This is a genomic window from Mycobacterium sp. 1465703.0 (assembly GCF_001672975.1).
Classification (GTDB): Bacteria; Actinomycetota; Actinomycetes; order Mycobacteriales; family Mycobacteriaceae; genus Mycobacterium.
The window spans coordinates 1-19,241 of record NZ_LZKU01000046.1 but is presented as its reverse complement, the minus strand read 5'-3'; the positions used below and the strand labels follow the sequence as shown (position 1 = coordinate 19,241).

The window sequence follows — 19,241 nt, the reverse complement described above, 5'->3', positions numbered from 1 at the left end:
AGCCGCCGCAACCGGTGTTCCTCCGGTTGCGGCGGCTCGTTTGACTGCGGTCTGGGGAATGCCCCCACGAATCCCAGCGGGTAGACCTGCCACCAGATGGCGTGCTGGACCCAGGCGGGTCTCGTCACGGCACTGGTCACGGCGGCGCGGTCAGCCGACGGTTGCCAGCGTCTGGGATTCGTGGGGGCATTCCCCAGACCGCAGTCAAACGAGCCGCCGCAACCGGAGGAACACCGGTTGCGGCGGCTCGTCGACTGGTTGGACCACGCGATCGAACTCGGGGCATCGGGCATCGCGCTGGGCCCCATTTTCGCCTCGCGCACACACGGTTACGACACCACCGACCACTACCGCATCGATCCCCGGCTCGGCGATGACGACGACTTCGACCACTTGATCGCCGAGGCGCATCGTCGCGGCCTGCGCGTGCTGCTCGACGGGGTGTTCAATCACGTCGGCCAGGATTTCGCCCGCTACCGGGAGGCGGCCGAAGACGACGCAGCCGCACGCTGGTTTCGTGGACGCCGCGGTCACTTCCACACCTTTGAGGGCCATTCCGGATTGATCACCCTCAACCACGACAACCCCGAAGTGGTCGACTACACCGTCGACGTGATGGCGCACTGGTTGGGCCGCGGTGCCGACGGCTGGCGCCTTGATGCGGCTTACGCTGTGCCGCAACACTTCTGGGCGGCCACCTTGCCGAGGGTGCGCGAGCGCTACCCGGATGCCTGGTTCGTCGGCGAACTCATCCACGGCGACTACGCCGCGGTCGTACAGGCCGCCACCTTCGACTCGGCCACTCAATACGAACTGTGGAAGGCGATCTGGAGCAGCCTCAACGACGGCAACTTCTTTGAACTGGATTGGGCGCTGCAGCGTCACAACGAGTTTTTGGCCGGCTTCTCGCCGCTGACGTTCATCGGCAATCACGACGTCACCCGCATCGCCAGCCAGCTGGACAACCCCGAACACGTGGCCCATGCGCTGGTGCTGCTGCTGACCGTCGGAGGGGTGCCCAGCGTCTATGCCGGCGACGAACTGGGCTTTGGCGGCGTCAAGGAAGAACGCTACGGCGGTGACGACGCGGTGCGGCCCGAGTTCGGTTCTCCCCCACTGCAACTGGATGACTTCGGCGTCGAGATCTGGCGGCTGCATCAGTATCTGGTGGGGCTGCGCCGCCGCTACCCCTGGCTGCATGCGGCATGCACCACCGCACGGCTGCTGGAAAACCGGCACTACGTGTATGAGACGCGCAACGGCGACGACGCCCTGCTGGTGGTGCTCAACATCGACGACGAGCCGCTACACGTTTCGCTGCCGAAGCTGGGCGCGCCCCGCGCACAAGTCATCGGCGGATCGGCGGCTCCGCCGCAGGAGCTCGTCGAGACGGTTGCCGTCGAGGCACGCGGCTGGCGGATACTGAGCCCGGTGTAGCTTCACGACGCAGCCAGCCGCTGCAGGGTCAGCCGGTCTTGGCGGCCGTCGTAGTACTTCTCGAGTACCGCGATGAAGTCCTGATTGTCCTCGGCGGCTCGGGCGAACAGCGTCATCGACGAGCACAGCTTGAGATCGTCGGGTGAGCCGAAAATCTGCCCTGCCGATCGCCCCTGCACCTCGTTCACCAGCCGGGTGCACTCGCGCAGGCGCGGTCCGAGCACGCCGTGGTCGAGGTACGCGCGAGCTTCGTCCAGCGAGGAGATGCCGTAATGGACCGCGGTCGGGCTGCCGCCCAGTCCGCGCAATTGCGGAAAGACAAACCACATCCAGTGACTGCGCTTGCGTCCGTCGCGGAGTTCGCCGACCACGTTGCCGTAGACCGGAGCTTGCGCGTCCACAAAACGTTTGAGATCGAACGGGTCGCCTGCCGATTCCATATGACTACGGTTACACATATGGCGGTCCAACGACGAGTGCCCAAAGTGCGCGATCTGGCGCCGCTGATGCAATTCAAGCGTCCGCGGTTCAACGCAACGAAGCGCCGCCTGGAGGCCGCTTACACCATCGAGGATCTGCGATCCATCGCCAAACGTCGCACGCCCAAGGCGGCATTCGACTACACCGACGGCGCCGCCGAAGACGAGCTGTCCATCGAACGCGCGCGACAAGCGTTCCGCGACATCGAATTTCATCCCACAATCCTGCGCGACGTCAGCAACGTCACCGCCGGCTGGAATGTGCTGGGCCAGCCGGTGGTGTTGCCGTTCGGAATCGCCCCCACCGGATTCACCCGGCTGATGCACACCGAGGGCGAGATCGCCGGCGCGCGGGCAGCGGCCAAAGCGGGCATCCCGTTTTCCCTGTCCACGCTGGGTACCTGCGCGATCGAAGATCTGGTCACCGCTGTCCCCCAGGGCCGAAAGTGGTTCCAGCTCTACATGTGGCGTGATCGGGAGCGGTCGATGGCGCTGGCGCAGCGCGCCGCCGATGCGGGCTTCGACACCCTGCTGGCCACCGTCGACGTTCCGGTCTCCGGTGCCCGGCTGCGGGATAACCGCAACGGCATGACCATCCCTCCGACACTGACGCTGCGCACCGTTCTCGACGCCGTGCCGCACCCGAAGTGGTGGTTCGATCTGCTGACCACCGAGCCGCTGGCCTTCGCCTCGCTGGACCGCTGGCCCGGCACTGTCGCCGAGTATCTGAGCACCATGTTCGATCCCAGCCTCACCTTCGACGACCTGGATTGGATCAAGGCGAAATGGCCCGGGAAGCTCGTCGTGAAAGGGATCCAGACACTCGAGGATGCGCGCGCCGTCGTCGACCGCGGCGTCGACGGCATCGTGTTGTCCAATCATGGTGGGCGCCAATTAGATCGGGCTCCGGTGCCGTTTCACCTGCTCCCCACGGTCGCGCGGGAGCTAGGGAAACACACCGAGATCATGGTGGACACCGGCATCATGTCGGGCGCCGACATCGTCGCCGCGATCGCACTGGGCGCCCGCTGCACACTGGTCGGGCGCGCCTACCTGTACGGCCTGATGGCCGGCGGCGAGGCGGGGGTCAGCCGCGCGATCGACATCCTGCGGGACGGGATCCTGCGCACCATGGCACTGCTCGGTGTCACCTGTCTGGAAGAACTGACGCCCCAGCACGTCACGCAACTCAAGCGGCTGGGTCCTGTTTCGCCGCCAGTGTGAAGCTGCCCGCACACTCGCCGCCGAATGTGAGACGGGCCGCACACTCGGGACGGCCGAGTCCCTCGGGAACAAACCGGCGCCCGGCTGGGTTAAGCGCATCAGACTCAACTTTTGGAGGACTTGATGGCTGAAGCCAAATCGGTGCCGGTGCTGTTCGTCACTGACACCATCGTGTTGCCCGGAATGGTGGTGCCGATCGCGCTGGACGACGCCGCCCGCGCGGCGATCGATGCCGCCCAGGCGAGCGAATCGGGCCAGCTGCTGATCGCCCCCCGGCTGGAGGACCGCTATCCGTCACACGGTGTGATCGCGAAAATACTGCAGGTCGGGCGTATCGCCGGCGGCGGTACCGCCGCGGTGGTGCGCGGTGAGCGCAGGGCCCAGATCGGGGCCGGCGCGTCCGGACCGGGTGCGGCGCTGTGGGTCGAGGTAACCGAGGTCCCCGAGACCGAGACCACCGACGAAATCAAGGCGCTGACGGCGGAGTACAAGAAGCTGCTGCTGGCCATGCTGCAACGCCGCGAAGCCTGGGAGATCATCGATTACGTCAACCGGCTGACCGATCCGTCGGCGCTGGCGGACACCTCCGGTTACGCCTCGTACCTGACCAACGCGCAGAAGCGGCAGCTGCTGGAGACCGTCGATGTGACCGAGCGGCTGCGGGTGTTGATCGACTGGACCAGTGACCACCTGGCCGAGGTCGAGGTGAGCGACAAGATCGCCGAAGACGTGCGCGAGGGCATGGAGAAGACGCAGAAGGAGTTCCTGCTGCGCCAACAGCTGGCCGCGATCCGCAAGGAACTGGGCGAGGGTGAACCCGATGGCTCGGATGACTATCGCGCCCGCGTCGAGGCGGCCGAGTTGCCCGAGAAGGTGCGCGAGGCCGCGCTGCGCGAGGTCGGCAAGCTGGAACGCTCCGGCGACCAAAGCCCGGAAAGCGGCTGGATCCGCACCTGGCTGGACACCGTGCTCGACCTGCCCTGGAACGTCCGCACCGAGGATTCCACCGACCTGAAGGCCGCGCGCGAAGTGCTGGACGCCGACCACCACGGGCTGGACGACGTCAAAGACCGCATCGTCGAGTACCTGGCCGTGCGGGCCCGTCGCGGCCAGCGCGGGCTGCAGGTCGTAGGCGGGCGCGGCTCCGGCGCGGTGATGGCGCTGGCCGGTCCCCCCGGCGTCGGCAAGACGTCGCTAGGTGAAAGCGTGGCCAGGGCGTTGGGCCGGAACTTCGTCCGTGTCGCCCTGGGCGGCGTACGCGACGAGGCCGAAATCCGCGGGCACCGTCGCACCTACGTGGGCGCGTTGCCTGGCCGGATCGTGCGCGCGATCGGTGAGGCGGGATCGATGAATCCCGTTGTGCTGCTGGACGAAATCGACAAGGTCGGTTCCGACTATCGCGGCGACCCGAGCGCGGCGCTGCTCGAGGTCCTCGATCCCGCGCAGAACCACACGTTCCGCGATCATTACCTGGATCTGGACCTGGACCTGTCTGACGTGGTCTTCCTGGCCACCGCCAACGTCATCGAGAACATCCCGTCGGCCCTGCTGGACCGCATGGAGTTGGTGCAGATCGATGGCTACACCGAGGACGACAAGGTCGCGATCGCGCGGGACTACCTGCTGCCCCGGCAGCGGGAGCGGGCGGCGCTGACCGAGGACGAGGTCACGGTCACCGACGCCGCGTTGCGCAAGATCGCCGCCGACTACACCCGCGAACCGGGGGTGCGGCAGTTCGAGCGGCTGCTGGCCAAGGCGCTGCGCAAGGCGACCACCAAGCTGGCCGCCGACCCCGCGCCGCTCACCATCGACGAGCCGGATCTCGTTGACTACCTGGGCCGTCCGCGGTTCATGCCGGAGTCGGCCGAGCGCACGGCGGTGCCTGGCGTGGCCACCGGTCTGGCCGTGACGGGCCTGGGCGGCGACGTCCTGTACATCGAGGCCGGCGCCACCGACGGTGAACCGGGTCTGCAGTTGACCGGCCAGCTGGGCGACGTCATGAAGGAGTCGGCGCAGATCGCGCTGTCCTACGTGCGCTCGCACGCATCGGAGCTCGGTGTCGATCCCAAGGCGCTGGACCGGCGCATCCACGTGCACGTGCCCGCGGGTGCGGTGCCCAAGGATGGCCCGTCGGCCGGTGTCACCATGGTGACCGCGCTGGTGTCGATGGCCACTGGACGTCAGGTTCGCTCCGACGTCGGCATGACCGGCGAGGTCACGCTGAACGGGCGGGTGTTGCCCATCGGCGGTGTCAAGCAGAAGCTGTTGGCCGCCCAACGCGCTGGATTGTCAACGGTTTTCATTCCTGCGCGTAACGAGCCCGACCTGGACGATGTGCCGGCCGAGGTGCTCGAGGCGTTGACGGTCAAGCCGATGACCGACGTCGCCGAGATCGTGGCCCAGGCGCTGGAACCGGCGGCTGGCGCCGCTACGGTGGCTGCCTGACAACACCGCTGAACGGGTGTTCAGCCGTTGGCTGACCCGCCGCCCGGACACTTCAACGACCCCGTGGATTACGGGTATCCGGCGCGCTGGATGCCGCCGGGCCAACCGGGCGATTACCCAGTGGTCTTTAACCCGGACGTAAACCCGTGGGCGTTTTCCTGCCCGGTGGCCAATTCGTGGCCTACGCGACGTAAAGACCGCACAACGAGACGGCCGCCGCCCATGCGGCGGCCGTTCTCGTTGCGGCAGAATCGCGGGGTATGAGTGACTTCGGGAAACTGAAACGACAGGTAGTCCACCGCGTTCAACGGCTGTTGGTCAATCCAGTGGGTCGGCAGCTACCGATGACGATGCTCGAAACCACCGGACGCAAGAGCGGGCAACCCCGTCGCACCGCGGTGGGCGGACGTGTTGTGAACAACCAATTCTGGATGGTTTCCGAGCACGGCGAACACTCCGACTATGTCCGCAATATCAAGGCTGATCCGGCTGTTCGGGTGCGCGTCGGTGGTCGATGGCGCAACGGCACCGCACACTTGCTGCCCGACGATGATGCCGCGCAGCGACTGGGCGAGCTGCCACGACTGAACAGCGCGGTGGTCCGCCTGATGGGCAGCGACCTGCTGACCATCCGCGTCGACCTGGACTGATCCCGGCGTATGGCCTACGACGAAGATCTGGCCAACCGGATCCGCGAATTACTGGGTGCCGAGCGCGGTATCGAAGAAAAACGCATGTTCGGCGGTCTGGCCTTCCTCATCAACGGCAACATGTCGGTGGCCGTCAGCGGTCAGGGTGGGCTGCTGGTGCGGGTGCCATCGGACGACGTTGACGCGTTGTTGCAACGCGCGCACGTCTTTCCGATGGTGATGGGTGGCCGCGACGTGCGCGGCTGGCTACGTGTCGATGCCGCCGGTGTGCAAACCAAACGGCAGTTGCAGAGTTGGGTCACGCGTGGAGTCGGTTACGCGCGCAGCCTGCCGCCCAAGTAGCGGCCGGTTTGCCGCCGCAGGCCGCGGGTACGCGAATGGGTATGGACAAGCGGGTGCGACGACTGCTCGACGTTGCCGGTAAGACTTATGCGGCCCAAGCTCGTATCAAGATGAGCGACAAGCCGATGCCGTTGTTTCAGCTTCTGGTGCTGTGCATGCTTGCCAGCAAGCCGATCGACCCGGGCATCGCCATGGCCGCCGCGCGTGAACTGTTCAAAGCCGGCTTGCGGACGCCCAAAGCCGTACTGGCGGCGGATCGCCACAACATGATAGAGGCGTTCGGGCGTGCGCATTACGTGCGCTACGACGAGAGTTCGGCGACCCGGTTGGCCGATATGGCCGAACGTGTTCGTGACGAATACTCCGGTGATCTGCGCCAACTGGCCGACCGCAGTCATCACGACGCGGCGGCGGCCAAGCGGATGCTCAAGCAATTCAAGGGAATCGGCGACACCGGCGCCGATATTTACTTGCGCGAAGTGCAGGACGTGTGGACCTGGGTGCGTCCGTACTTCGATGACCGTGCTACCGGGACCGCCAAGCAACTGGGCTTGCCCGCCGATCCGGCGAAGCTTGGATCGCTTGCGCCGCAGGCTAATGCGCAGCTGGCCGCCGCCCTGGTCAGGGCATCGCTGGACGACGATGTGCGTGCGCGGGTAGCCGGCTGAGCCAGCGGTGACCATTCGCATCGGTACCTCAGGGTGGTCCTACAACCACTGGGTAAATGTGCTGTATCCGGCGGGAACGCCGTCGGGGCGTCGGCTTGCCCGCTACGTCGAGGTGTTCGACACCGTCGAGCTCAACGCCAGTTTCTATCGATGGCCGCAGGATTCGACCTTCACCGGTTGGCGCCAGCAGCTGCCGGACGGCTTCACCATGTCGGTCAAGGCACATCGCGGATTGTCGCACTACCGCCGGCTCGCCTCACCCGAGCCGTGGATCGAACGGTTTGAACACTGCTGGCGGCTGTTGGGTGATCGGCACGGAGTGCTGCTCGTGCAATTGCATCCCGAACAGGCACGCGATGACGCCCGGCTGGATTCCTTCTTGGCCCGCATGCCCGCGTCGATCCGGGTCGCCGTCGAATTGCGCCATCCGTCGTGGAATGACCCGGCGGTGTTCGAGTTACTGGAACGCCACCGCGCCGCCTACGTGGTGATGAGTGGTCTCGGGCTGGAGTGCATCCCCCGGGCGACGACTGACCTGGTGTACATCCGGATGCACGGCCCGGATCCGGACGCGAACTACGCCGGCTCGTACTCCGACGAGGACCTGCGGCACTGGGCGGATCGAATCTCGCACTGGGACGGCGACGGAAGGGACGTGTGGATGTATTTCAACAATGACCTGGGCGGCCACGCCGTGCGCAATGCGCTCGCACTGCGCGAGCTGTTGAGTTGAGCGGCCACGAGTAGGCTCGACTTCTGGGAGAACGGAGCACCCATCATGGCCAACTCGACCAGCTTCGTCATCGTCGGCGGCGGACTCGCAGCCGCTAAAGCTGTAGAAGCGTTGCGCGACAACAACTTCGACGGACGCATTATCGTGTTCGCCGACGAGGAGCATCTGCCATACGAGCGACCCCCGCTATCGAAGGAGTATCTGGCCGGCAAGAAGTCGTTGACCGATTTCACCGTGCAGAACTCCGGCTGGTACCGGGACAACAACGTGGACTTACGCCTGAGTACCCGGGTATCCGTACTGGACGCGGCCGGCCACACCGTGGCGTTGGCCGACGGCACCACCGTTGGTTACGACAAACTGCTGCTGGCGACGGGATCTGGTTCGCGGCGACCGCCGATACCCGGGTCGGACTTCGGCGGCGTCCATTATCTGCGCACGTACGAAGACGCGGTGGCGCTGAATAACGTTCTGCGCGAAGGCTCTTCGCTGGCCGTCGTGGGTGCGGGGTGGATCGGTCTGGAAGTGGCCGCCAGCGCCCGACAGCGCGGGGTCGACGTCACCGTTGTCGAAACGGCCAAACAACCGCTGATGGCGGCGCTGGGCGAAACCGTCGGCGAAGTGTTCGCCACCCTGCATCGCGAGCACGGCGTCGATCTGCGGCTCGAGACCCAGGTCGAGGAGATCATCCGCGCCGACGGGGCGCACGGATCGGCCACCGGTCTGCGGACCAAGGACGGGACGGCGATCGCCGCCGATGCCGTGCTGGTGGCCGTCGGCGCCAAGCCGAACACCGAACTCGCCGAACAGGCCGGGCTGTCCATGGGTGACGGCGGGGTGCTGGTGGACACCTCGTTGCGCACCAGCGACCCCGACATCTATGCCGTCGGCGACATCGCCTCGGCACAACACCCGCTCTTCGGTACCCGGATCCGCACCGAGCACTGGGCCAACGCGCTCAAGCAACCTGCGGTCGCGGTGGCCGGGATGCTGGGCAGGCCAGGCGAATACGCTGAGTTGCCGTATTTCTTCACCGATCAATACGACCTCGGCATGGAATACGTCGGACACGCCCCCCACTTCGAGCGAGTGGTGTTTCGTGGCGACGTCACCGGCCGTGAATTCGTCGCGTTCTGGCTCGACGGCGATGACCGGGTGCTCGCCGGAATGAACGTCAATGTGTGGGACGTCCTCGATGACGTCAAGGCACTGATCCGGTCCAGAGCCCCGGTGGACGTCGACAAGCTGGGCGATTCCAGGTCACCGCTGGCCGATTTGCTCGGCTAAGCGTCAGCCGGCGGTGCGCTCGGCCTCGGAGTCGTCGGCGCCGCGCCGGACCGGGGTCCACGCCCCGTCGATGACATCGGGTGGGCATTGCGCCTGCAGCCGTTCCCGTTCGGTGCGCCGGCGCTTGATCCGCAGCCGTGCATCGCCCGGCAGGGTGACCAGTTCGTTGCAGGTCAGGTAATACATGTCCTCGACGGCGTCGACCAGATCCGCCTCGACTCGCAGAAACCCCAAGGCGCGCAACGTCATCCGGAGCTCATGCGTGAACCGCATGGTGGCGTCGTAGGCCAGCTCGCGCGAACCACGGGCATTGGCGGCCAGCCGTTCATCGGACTTCACCGGCGCGCACTGCGCGGCTGCGGCGGCGGCGACCAGCAACATCGACGGGTCGTCAGCGAATGTCACGCTGGCCAGCTCGGCCTCCCCCGGGCCCCGATGCCCGATCCGGGCGACGGCGGCATCCACCGCGGCTGCGGTGGTCGGCGACAACGCACGAATGCTGCCGAGGTTGCCCTCCTCGGCCAGAGCACACAACGGCGGGTCGGACCGTAACGCCGCCGCCAAGTCGGCGATCTGGGTGGCGACCAGGTCGCTGTCAGTGATGACGCCCACCCCGGGCACGCTGCGACCCGCCCGGCTACCCACCGGCGCCGCGGCGCTGACACCGGCATTGATCAGCCACAGCGCGTTGAGGATCCAACCCTGATGAATGCGGTCGCGCAACAGCCGGACCCGAACCTCCAGCGCGGCCTCCGGCAGTAGCGCCAACTGAGTGTCATCGAGGTGCTCCGCGGCCGCGGCGGCACCATAGGCGCGGGTATCAGCCCGCAGATGGCGCAGCAAAGCCAGCGACCGTCCTGCGACAACCGCTTTGGCCACTGAGCCGAGCGCTCCGCCCACGACCGGCTCGCCGAACGGCAGCGGGTCGCCCACGTGGGGATGGCCGACCAAGGCGTTACGGGCGACGGCGTCCTGGTCCCAACCGGGCAGCTGGGAGGCGGCCACCATATTGACCGATACCCCGACGTAGGGGCGATGGCCGAACACCGCGATGGCCCTGCTGCCCCACTCCGCGTCGACCGCGCCGCCGACCGCGAGCGCCTGGCCCAAGACCCGACTGGCGGTGCGCAGTCCGCTCAATTGCACGTCCAGCGTTATCGGGGTCAGCGGTCCGGGCAGCGCCTCGTGCAGGGCGGTGCCGCTGAAGACCGGGAAGCGCGGGTCGATCTGGTCGTCGAATTCGCCTGCCACGCCTTCGGGTGCCGCGCTGTGCGCTTCGTCGGCCGGCCGCCGGGCATGGGGCAGCACCTCGACCGGGAGTGCGAGCTGACCACCGTGGTTGATCGCGCCTCCGCTGTGGAGTCGACGCCCGACGAGTCCGCGCGCCGTGTCGGCGACCGCGTCAAGCGCGTGCCAGCCGAACTCGAACAGCCAATCCTCTTGTGCTGCAGAGGTATTGACGTCCGGGATCAGCTGCGACCAGCTGCGAACGCGATGCAGACGGGACCGCGGATCGGTGGCCCGCAGCATCCGCCACGCGGTGACCACGTTGACGGTGTCCGGGCTGGCCAGATCCACCACACCGGTGCGGTCGGTATTCAGCGCCAACACCAAAAAACGCGTCAGATCATCGAGATGTAAGACGCGCATCGGTTGGGCCGAGACCTTGCTGCGCATCAGCGTGGCCACCGTGCGGCACACCATCCAGTCGAGCTGGCGGCCGAGCGGTGGTGCGATCCGGATGACCACCGTCGGACCCCAGCTCGACGAAACCAGGTCCTCGGCCGGCCGGTACAACTCGGGCCGGCCGGCAGCCTGCGACACGAACAGCAGCCGGGAACCCGCGCGGGTGGCCGCATCGGTCACCCGCGCCAGGCCGTCTATGTCCGCGCTGCCGGGAACGGACGGGTCAATGGGCGCGAGGTGGATCACCGCGTCGGCTTCGTCGGCCAGCTCCTGCAAGACCGGGTCGCGCAGCGGTGCGCAAACAAAGTCGACATTGCCGTCCAGGCACGGATGCGGGAGTTCAGCAATGCCACTGACCGTGTGTCCGGCCGCAATCAACTGCCCTGCGACCAGCCGCCCGAGTGCGCCGGTGGCGTCGGTAACCAGGATGTGCACCTGGGCTCACCTCCCCCAACCCTCAGTACTCAACAATAGGCAAGTTGTCCTGGGCTATCGACCGTTATCGCATTAACGGTTCAGTGAAACGGCGTGACGCCGTGGGGCGGCTACTACAGCGTCGCGCTGCCGTCGGCGGCGACGGCAACCTTGGCGCCACCGATATCTTCCCGCACCGACGCTTGCGCCGCCGCGCGATCGGTGACCACGGCCAGGGCACGTGACCCGTCGGGGGTGCGGACGGCCAGAAACGCCTTCTCGGGTTGGCCCTCACGGTCGAACGGCGTCGTCCAGGCTTCGACGGTGCCGACACCTTCCCACGACACCACCGCGTCCGTCGTCGGCTCCCGATCGACTGCCGGTTGCGTGTCTTCCCAACGGAATTCGGCCGGCGGCTCGGTGCTGTAGATACCGAAGCTGTGCTTGGTCAGGTACCCACCGTTGGCGGTGATCAGACCGCGCCGGCCCGGATTGGCTATCAGCAACTCCGCCATGGTGGCAATCGAATGCGTGACGTAGTTGCTCCACGGTCCGCCCGCGAACGTCAGCCCGCCGGTCACCGTCAGCGGGCGGGCAGGATCGTCGACGCTCAGCCCGAGCTCGGCCGCCGCCACCTGAACCGCCGAGGGAAAGCAGGAGTACAGGTCGACGTAATCGATGTCGTCGACACCCAGACCGGCCAGCTCCAGCACCCGAGCACCGGCGACCCGGATCGCCGCCGAACGGTGCAGTTCGTGACGCTCTGCGATGGACGGCGTGTCGTGAGCATCGGTGCCCGCATGCGGGTACACCCATCGGTCGGCGGGGATCTTCAGCCGGGTCGCTTCCCCAACCGAGGTCAGGACCAGCGCGGCGCCCTGGTCGACCATGTTGTTGGAGTTCATCAGCTTGGTGTACGGCCAACTGATCATCCGATTCCGCGGCCCCGGCCGGCAGATGTCGTCGGCGGTCGACGGTTTGCGGATCCATGCGTGCGGGTTGCCCACCGCCACGGCGTTGAACCCCGCCCACAGTTGGCCGATGCGTTTGAGGTGATCGTCGACCGACTCGCCGTTCGCGACCCGAAGCGCCTCCTCGAACATCGGGTAGACGTAGGCCGGCCGGTCCAGCTGGATCCTGATCTCGGCGTCACCGGCCATCGGGACGTCGTCGCCGCTGACTTCGGCCATCGGCACGGAGTGATCCTGTTCGGTCCAGACCAGCTTGCCGCCTTTGGCCCGCAGGCCCCGCCTGGTGCGCCAGGTTTCGGCGCCGGCCAGCAGCACCACCTTGGCGTGGCCCCGCTGAATGTCCAGGCAAGCCTGGTTGACCAGCGACTGCGGCACGTTGCCGCCGACCGGGCTGTACAGGGTTTTGAAGTCGGAGGCACCGATGCGCCGGCCGAGTAACAGGCCGGGGTCGCGGTACTGGGCCGACAAGATGTTCACGATGCGGATGGAATCCACCGCCGCGATCACCGCGGCATCGGCGGCCCGTTCGACGGCGGCCACCATCAGGTCCATCGGCTCGACCGACCGGGTGTCCGGGTCGATCTCGTCGCGATGGTTGACCTGGCCGTAGCCGATCAGCACCGGGGTCGCAGGGTCGACGCTCATACGACGAATTTAGCGTGACTATGAATCTGGTCCGAAAGGGTCTCAGGCGTTGTCGTCCGGCACCGACAGCACGCGATCGTCGATCAGCCGCTGAATGTCCACGTTGTTCATCCCCAGCAGATCGCGGCAGATCTCGACGGTGTCCTGGCCGGGCAACGGCGCGGGGGCCTGCCGGGCCGCTGGGATGTGGCGAAACGGCGCCGGGCCCGTCTCGGCCGGCAAGGAATTTTCGATCAGCGGATGCACCATGGGGCTGTACACATTTCGGGCGATCAGCTGCGGATCCTCGAGTATGTCCGGTGGGCGATTCATCGGCCCGGCCGGAATTCCGGCGGACTGCAGAAGTTCGGCCGCCCGCAGCGGGGTTCGGGTGCGAGTCCAGACGGAGACCAGCTCCACCAACTCGCGGCGATTGGCCAGGCGCGCTTCGCCGGTAGCGAAGCGCGGATCGTCGGCCCAGCCCGCATGATCGAAAACCGAAGCGGCACGGCGCCATTCATCGTCAGACCGGATCGAGATGACGCACCATTCGTCATCACCCGCGCAGGGGTAGACCGCATGCAGACTGGTGTCCTCGCGGATCTGGGCCACGCCGGCGGCCAGCGCGGCCTCGGTGACATACAGCGTGTCGAGCTGGTTGACCACGACCTCGGCCTGCGAGATATGGACGTGGGCCCCGCGGCCGGTCCGGTCGCGGTGGATCAGCGCGGACAGCGCCGCGATCGCCGTGACCCGCCCCACAACGTGATCGGGGAAGACCGTCGTCGCGTCGTAGAACGCGTGCCTGCCCCGGCCGGCCTCGTCCTCGGCGCCGTCGGACGTCCAGAGCCGGGTGACGCCCGTCGCGGCGCGGACCAGTGGGCCGTAACCCAACCGGGCGCTCCACGGGCCGGTGTCGCCGAAGGCGCTGCTTTCGGCGAGCACGATCCGCGGGTTGATGGCGCGCAGCTCGTGGTAGGAAAAGCCCAGTGCGGTAAGGGTTCCCGGCTTGAAGTTGGCGAAGACGGCATCGGCCTCGGCGACCAAGCGGGCGAAGATCTTCTTGCCCTCGGCGCTACGCAGATCCAGTCCCAATCCCCGGTTGTTGCGGTGCGTCCAGGCGAACGACTCGCTCATGGCATCACCGATCCTGGCCTGCCGCAGTCCGTCGGGGTAATCGACGCTTTCCACCTTGATGACATCGGCACCCAGGTCACCGAACAGCCGGCTCAGCTCACCACCGGCGACGATGATGCCCAGATCGAGAATCCGCAGCCCGGCGAAGGGATAGTCGCCGAGCCGGCCCGACGGCGAAGGCACCACCGACGGATTGCCACGCCAGTACGGTTCGTCATACCCCGCGGCGGGCACCGGTGTGCGGAAACCCGCGCGCCGGCCGTCGACGACGAAATATCCGGTCGGCACACTGGTGCGCACACCGGGGACGAGTTCGACGTCGGTGATGGCGCCGACCGCCTGAAAGTGCTCGGATCCCAGGATCCGTGCGGGGGTGAGCACCGCGGCGATCGGCACCCCGTGTGCCTGTCCGGCGGCCACCAGATCCTTCATGGTCTGCCCGGCGAACAGCTCACGGATCAGTTCGCTGATCTGCGGCCAGGCCGCGAACCGGGCGGCGATCCCGTCGTACTTCGGGTCCTGAAACTCTTCCGGCTCCCCCAGCCAGTGCCGCAGTCCGCGCCACTGCCGCGGCGCCATCACGCACAGCCGGACGTAGCCGTCCCGACACGAGTAGATCGGGTAAGCGTCCTGGTTTTTCGGCCGCCCGCGCCATCGCTGGCTGCTGCGGACGCCGGCGGCAGCCTGCCCGTGCGCGCCGAACGCCGGATCGAGCGCCATCACGACCGCGTCGAACCAGGAGAAGTCGATGTAATCGCCTGTGCCGCAGCGCAATCGGTTGTAGTACGCGGCCAGCGCCGCCCACGCCGCCTGGACGGCGGCGGTTGCCGACGCGATGCCGTCCGGCGGCAACGCGGGAGTGCCGGTGGTGGGGCCGGACCGCGACAGCGCGCCGCACATCGCGTACAACACCGGATCGGTGGCACGCCAGGACGACCGCGAACCCGTCGCGCCGAAGTCGGTGATCGACAGCACGACCAGGTGCGGGTAGCGGGCCGCCAGTTCCTCGCCGGAGGTCCCGAACATGGCGCCGCGCTCGTCGGCGCCGGTGTCCACGACGATGTCCGCCTCGGCGGCCAGGTCCAGGAAGTGGGCGCAGTCCTCGTCGTCGAACGGGTCGAGCACCGCACTGCGCTTGTTGGCGTTGTGCACGGCGAACGGGATGCTTGCACCGCGCAGTGTGGGCAACACATCGCGCCCCAGGGAACCACCCGGAGGCTCCACCTTGAGGACGTCGGCGCCCAGGTCGGCGAACAGGCGAGTAACGGCGTCGGCGAAACCGCTGGACAAGTCGAGGACACGAACGGCATCCAGCAACCCGTCGGCCATCTCGACACCGTACCTGCCTGGTCAGGTCGCTGCGCGGGGAGCGTCCCGGACGCCCGATCTCGCGGGGCAGCGGTCAAAGTGCCCAGTGGGCAAGCTGATTCGGTTCTGACCGACCGGCCGTGGCTCAACGTCAGTCGACGATCCACCTCGGCGCGGCGTCGGCTATCGTCACAGGCCGATCCGCCCAGCCCGTCGTCACATGGAGGCATCCACCTATGACCGCGCACCTTAGCTACGTCGAGGCGGTAGTGGTCGGCGCGTTCCAGGGCGTCACCGAGCTGTTCCCGGTCTCCAGCCTGGGGCACGCGGTGCTGGTACCGGCGGTGGTCGGCGGTCGATGGGCCCAGGATCTCAGCGTCTCCGCCCCGAAATCGCCCTACCTCGCGTTCATTGTGGGCCTGCATGTCGCCACCGCGGCGGCCCTGCTGGTGTTCTTCTGGCGCGACTGGATGCGCATCCTGTCGGGGTTCTTCTCTTCGCTACGCCATCGACGGATTCAGACGCCCGACGAACGGCTGGCTTGGCTGATCGTGGCGGGCACCATCCCGGTGGGCCTGGCCGGGCTGGCGCTGGAACAGCTGTTCCGCACCACCCTCGGCAAGCCGGTGCCCGCGGCGGCCTTCCTGTTGCTCAACGGCATCGCGCTCTATACCGGCGAGGTGCTCCGCCGGCGCATAGCCCCCGCACCGGACCAGTCCGCGGTGGCCGGCGAGCAACCCGAACACACCGACGAAGCCTCGGATCATCGCCTCGCTCAACTCCCGCTGGCCCGTGGCGTCGTGATCGGTGCGGCGCAGATCCTGGCCCTGCTCCCCGGCATCAGCCGCTCCGGGATCAGCATTGTGGCCGGCCTGTGGCGAGGCTTGTCGCACGAAGACGCGGCCCGCTTCTCCTTCTTGCTGGCCACGCCGATCATCCTGGCCGCCGGCGTATACAAGATTCCCGAACTCTTCGGGCCGCTCGGCGCCGGGATCGGCGGCCAGGTGCTGGCCGGCAGCGTCGCCTCGTTCGTGTGCGCTTATCTCGCGGTGCGCTTCCTAACGCGGTACTTCCAGACCCGCACCCTGACGCCGTTCGCGGTCTACTGCGCCGTGGCGGGCGGCGCCAGCCTGGTCTGGTTTGCCCTGAGCTGAGTCGCCGGCCGGGCGACCGCAAATCCGCGGGAGATTGTTGCGCGGGGCGGCTTCGAGTGCTGTGCTTACCCATTGTTGAGTTGACACCCGTCAAAAATCTGGAGGGGTCCACCGAATGGCAGACACGGCTTCCATCGGCGTCAAGGTGCGCGGCAAGGTCATCGTGATCACCGGCGGCGCCCGGGGAATCGGGCTGGCCACCGCCGGCGCACTGCACAAGCTGGGCGCCAAGGTCGCCATCGGCGACATCGACGAAGTGCGGGTAAAGGAGTCAGGCGCCGACCTGGGGCTCGACGTCTACGGCAAGCTCGACGTCACCGATCCGCACTCCTTCGCCGATTTTCTGGACGAAGTCGAACGCCAGCTCGGCCCGATCGACGTGCTGATCAACAACGCCGGCATCATGCCGGTCGGACGGATCGTCGACGAGCCGGACGCGGTCACCCGGCGGATCCTGGATATCAACGTCTACGGCGTGATGCTGGGCAGCAAGCTGGCCGCCCAGCGCATGGTCCCCCGCGGTAAGGGGCACGTCATCAACGTCGCCTCGCTCGCCGGTGAGCTCTACATCGTCGGCCTGGCCACCTACTGCGCCAGCAAGCACGCCGTGGTGGCGTTCACCGACTCGGCCCGGCTGGAGTACCGATCGGCGGGGGTGAAGTTCTCCATGGTGCTGCCGACGTTCGTCAACACCGAGCTGGTCGCCGGCACGCCGGGGATGAAGGGGTTCCGCAACGCCGAGCCCGCCGAGATCGCCGATGCGATCGTCAGGCTGGTGGCGCACCCGAAGCCGCGGGTGCGCATCACCAAGGCGGCCGGCGCGATGGTGGTGTCCCAGAAATTCTGGCCCCGCCGAATCGCCGAGGGGCTCAACCGGATCCTCGGCGGCGATCACGTCTTCACCGACGACGTCGACGTGGCCAAGCGCCAAGCGTACGAAGCCCGCGCCCGCGGCGAAGAGTAATTTCGCGCGAGCATTATTCACTGAGGGCGCGGACAATCGGCCGAGTGAGCCTAGAAACCCGAACCACCGCGCCCGCTCAATCTCCGCTCTCCGACGACGAACTAGCTCTCATCGACAAGTACTGGCGCGCCGCCAACTATCTGTCGGTCGGGCAGATCTATCTGCTCGACAACCCGTTGCTCAGCGAGCCGCTGACCACCGATCACGTCAAACCGCGGTTGCTGGGGCACTGGGGCACCACACCCGGGCTCAACCTGGTCTATGCGCACCTGAACCGGATCATCCGCAACCGCGACGCCGACGTCATCTACGTGACCGGGCCGGGTCATGGCGGTCCGGGGCTGGTCGCCAACGCCTACCTCGAGGGCACCTACAGCGAGGTGTACACCGGCATCGAGGAGGACACCGAAGGGTTGCGCAAGCTGTTCCGGCAGTTCTCCTTCCCCGGCGGCATCCCCAGCCACGTCGCGGCTCAGACGCCGGGATCCATTCACGAGGGCGGTGAACTCGGCTACGCACTGGTGCACGCCTACGGGGCGGCGCTGGACAACCCGTACCTCGTGGTGGCCTGCGTCGTCGGCGACGGCGAAGCGGAAACCGGACCGTTGGCGGCCAGCTGGCATTCCAACAAATTCCTCAACCCGGTGACCGATGGCGCGGTGCTGCCCATCTTGGCGCTGAACGGCTACAAGATCGCCAACCCGACGGTGCTGGCCCGCATCCCGCACGTCGAGCTGGAAACTTTGCTGCGCGGCTACGGTTACCGGCCGATCACGGTCGCCGGCGACGACCCGGCCGACGTGCACCGGCAGCTGGCCGCCGCCCTCGACGACGCTTTCGACGACATCGCGGCCATCCAGAGCGCGGCGCGCGCTGGCAAACAGGGACAGCGACCGGTGTGGCCGATGATCGTGCTGCGCACGCCCAAGGGCTGGACTGGGCCGAAAATGGTGGACGGCAAGAAAGTCGAGGGCACTTGGCGGTCGCATCAGGTGCCGCTTGCCGCGACGCACGACAATCCCGAACACCGGGCGCAGCTCGAAGAATGGCTGCGCAGCTATGAGCCCGAGCAGCTGTTCGACGAAAACGGCAGGCTCCGCGAGGAATTGCGGGCGCTCGCCCCGACCGGCGACCGGCGGATGAGCGCCAACCCGCACGCCAACGGCGGATTGTTGCTCCACGATCTGGACCTGCCGGACTTTCGCGACTACGCCGTGGCCGTCGAGCGTCCGGCGGCCGGAACTCACGAGGCCACCCGGGTGCTGGGCACCTTCCTGCGCGACGTGATCGCAAGCAACCGGGATCGGTTCCGGCTGATGGGGCCCGATGAGACCGCCTCCAATCGGCTGGACGCCGTCTTCGGCTCGACGGACAAGGTGTGGCTGTCGGACGTCGAACCCGACGACGAGCACCTCGCACCCGATGGCCGCGTCATGGAAGTGCTCTCCGAGCATCTGTGCCAGGGCTGGCTGGAAGGCTACTTGCTGACCGGCCGGCACGGCCTGTTCAACTGCTACGAAGCGTTCGTGCACATCGTCGACTCGATGCTGAACCAGCACGCGAAATGGCTTGCCACCAGCCGGGAATTACCGTGGCGTCGGCCGATCGCGTCGCTGAACTACCTGCTCAGTTCGCACGTCTGGCGGCAGGTAGACGCGGGTCACCTCGGGGCGCTTGTTGGCGACGAGGTCGATGAAGCCCGGGTCCTGATGCGACGC

General features: G+C 67.1%; 14 protein-coding genes and 2 pseudogenes. 11 read left to right on the top strand and 5 right to left on the bottom strand.

Translation table 11 applies throughout. The features are described 5' to 3' along the window. Window positions 1-140 (bottom strand): annotated as a pseudogene (locus A5625_RS29490) (alpha-amylase); the annotation flags it as partial. Here A5625_RS29490 and A5625_RS04100 point away from each other — a divergent pair. Continuing rightward, window positions 133-1,437: an alpha-amylase family glycosyl hydrolase gene (locus A5625_RS04100; protein WP_066989301.1), complete on the top strand. Its 1,305-nt coding sequence runs from the start codon at window positions 133-135 to the stop codon at window positions 1,435-1,437. The pseudogene A5625_RS29490 and the gene A5625_RS04100 sit on opposite strands and share 8 nt — an antisense overlap. 2 nt (window positions 1,438-1,439) lie before the next feature. Here the strand turns inward: A5625_RS04100 and A5625_RS04095 are convergent, their stop codons facing one another. Continuing rightward, on the bottom strand, window positions 1,440-1,877 hold the full coding sequence (locus tag A5625_RS04095) for a DUF1810 domain-containing protein (RefSeq protein WP_066989299.1): 438 nt from the start codon (window positions 1,875-1,877) through the stop codon (window positions 1,440-1,442). 18 nt (window positions 1,878-1,895) lie between these two features. Here A5625_RS04095 and A5625_RS04090 point away from each other — a divergent pair, with 18 nt between their 5' ends. From A5625_RS04090 to A5625_RS04060, 7 genes are all read left to right on the top strand, one after another. Next, window positions 1,896-3,140, top strand: coding sequence for an alpha-hydroxy acid oxidase (locus tag A5625_RS04090; RefSeq protein ID WP_066989298.1), 1,245 nt, complete (start codon window positions 1,896-1,898; stop codon window positions 3,138-3,140). Between the two features lie 123 nt (window positions 3,141-3,263). After that, entirely contained in the window at window positions 3,264-5,585 is a 2,322-nt protein-coding gene (gene lon / locus A5625_RS04085; protein ID WP_197515957.1) for an endopeptidase La, read from the top strand. A gap of 260 nt (window positions 5,586-5,845) precedes the next feature. After that, on the top strand, window positions 5,846-6,235 hold the full coding sequence (locus A5625_RS04080; protein WP_066989294.1) for a nitroreductase family deazaflavin-dependent oxidoreductase: 390 nt from the start codon (window positions 5,846-5,848) through the stop codon (window positions 6,233-6,235). A 9-nt stretch (window positions 6,236-6,244) separates the two neighbouring features. After that, window positions 6,245-6,577, top strand: coding sequence for a TfoX/Sxy family protein (locus A5625_RS04075; RefSeq protein WP_066989292.1), 333 nt, complete (start codon window positions 6,245-6,247; stop codon window positions 6,575-6,577). Window positions 6,578-6,618: 41 nt separating this feature from the next. Further along, window positions 6,619-7,245 carry an endonuclease gene (locus A5625_RS04070; protein WP_066989290.1) on the top strand — a complete coding sequence of 209 codons (627 nt, stop codon included), beginning with the start codon at window positions 6,619-6,621 and terminating at the stop codon, window positions 7,243-7,245. A gap of 7 nt (window positions 7,246-7,252) precedes the next feature. Beyond that, the gene (locus A5625_RS04065) at window positions 7,253-7,978 is read left to right on the top strand and encodes a DUF72 domain-containing protein (protein WP_066989288.1); all 726 of its coding nucleotides are present in this window, start codon (window positions 7,253-7,255) and stop codon (window positions 7,976-7,978) included. Window positions 7,979-8,023: 45 nt separating this feature from the next. After that, window positions 8,024-9,265: an NAD(P)/FAD-dependent oxidoreductase gene (locus A5625_RS04060; RefSeq protein WP_066989286.1), complete on the top strand. Its 1,242-nt coding sequence runs from the start codon at window positions 8,024-8,026 to the stop codon at window positions 9,263-9,265. A gap of 3 nt (window positions 9,266-9,268) precedes the next feature. Here A5625_RS04060 and A5625_RS04055 read toward each other — a convergent pair whose 3' ends face one another. The 3 genes from A5625_RS04055 to A5625_RS04045 form a co-directional block, all read right to left on the bottom strand. Continuing rightward, the gene (locus A5625_RS04055) at window positions 9,269-11,386 is read right to left on the bottom strand and encodes a hypothetical protein (RefSeq protein ID WP_066989284.1); all 2,118 of its coding nucleotides are present in this window, start codon (window positions 11,384-11,386) and stop codon (window positions 9,269-9,271) included. A 113-nt stretch (window positions 11,387-11,499) separates the two neighbouring features. Then, entirely contained in the window at window positions 11,500-12,981 is a 1,482-nt protein-coding gene (locus tag A5625_RS04050) for an acetyl-CoA acetyltransferase (protein ID WP_066989282.1), read from the bottom strand. A gap of 42 nt (window positions 12,982-13,023) precedes the next feature. Continuing rightward, window positions 13,024-15,426 carry a CoA transferase gene (locus A5625_RS04045; RefSeq protein WP_066989280.1) on the bottom strand — a complete coding sequence of 801 codons (2,403 nt, stop codon included), beginning with the start codon at window positions 15,424-15,426 and terminating at the stop codon, window positions 13,024-13,026. Between the two features lie 215 nt (window positions 15,427-15,641). Between A5625_RS04045 and A5625_RS04040 the strand changes: the two genes are divergently transcribed. From A5625_RS04040 to A5625_RS04030, 3 genes and pseudogenes are all read left to right on the top strand, one after another. Then, window positions 15,642-16,559: an undecaprenyl-diphosphate phosphatase gene (locus tag A5625_RS04040; RefSeq protein WP_066989278.1), complete on the top strand. Its 918-nt coding sequence runs from the start codon at window positions 15,642-15,644 to the stop codon at window positions 16,557-16,559. Between the two features lie 115 nt (window positions 16,560-16,674). Next, a complete protein-coding gene (locus A5625_RS04035) occupies window positions 16,675-17,523 on the top strand; it encodes an SDR family oxidoreductase (protein ID WP_066989276.1) in 849 nt (282 codons plus the stop codon). Window positions 17,524-17,567: 44 nt separating this feature from the next. Next, window positions 17,568-19,172: pseudogene (locus A5625_RS04030) on the top strand (phosphoketolase); the annotation flags it as partial. Window positions 19,173-19,241 lie beyond the last annotated feature (69 nt).

What these genes read in the sequence shown, in the direction of transcription:
- A5625_RS04095 (WP_066989299.1), bottom strand. Translation starts at nt 1,877, where the DNA reads ATGGAATCGGCAGGCGACCCGTTCGATCTCAAACGTTTTGTGGACGCG.
- A5625_RS04090 (WP_066989298.1), top strand. Translation starts at nt 1,896, where the DNA reads ATGGCGGTCCAACGACGAGTGCCCAAAGTGCGCGATCTGGCGCCGCTG.
- lon (WP_197515957.1), top strand. Translation starts at nt 3,264, where the DNA reads ATGGCTGAAGCCAAATCGGTGCCGGTGCTGTTCGTCACTGACACCATC.
- A5625_RS04080 (WP_066989294.1), top strand. Translation starts at nt 5,846, where the DNA reads ATGAGTGACTTCGGGAAACTGAAACGACAGGTAGTCCACCGCGTTCAA.
- A5625_RS04075 (WP_066989292.1), top strand. Translation starts at nt 6,245, where the DNA reads ATGGCCTACGACGAAGATCTGGCCAACCGGATCCGCGAATTACTGGGT.
- A5625_RS04070 (WP_066989290.1), top strand. Translation starts at nt 6,619, where the DNA reads ATGGACAAGCGGGTGCGACGACTGCTCGACGTTGCCGGTAAGACTTAT.
- A5625_RS04060 (WP_066989286.1), top strand. Translation starts at nt 8,024, where the DNA reads ATGGCCAACTCGACCAGCTTCGTCATCGTCGGCGGCGGACTCGCAGCC.
- A5625_RS04050 (WP_066989282.1), bottom strand. Translation starts at nt 12,981, where the DNA reads ATGAGCGTCGACCCTGCGACCCCGGTGCTGATCGGCTACGGCCAGGTC.
- A5625_RS04045 (WP_066989280.1), bottom strand. Translation starts at nt 15,426, where the DNA reads ATGGCCGACGGGTTGCTGGATGCCGTTCGTGTCCTCGACTTGTCCAGC.
- A5625_RS04040 (WP_066989278.1), top strand. Translation starts at nt 15,642, where the DNA reads ATGACCGCGCACCTTAGCTACGTCGAGGCGGTAGTGGTCGGCGCGTTC.
- A5625_RS04035 (WP_066989276.1), top strand. Translation starts at nt 16,675, where the DNA reads ATGGCAGACACGGCTTCCATCGGCGTCAAGGTGCGCGGCAAGGTCATC.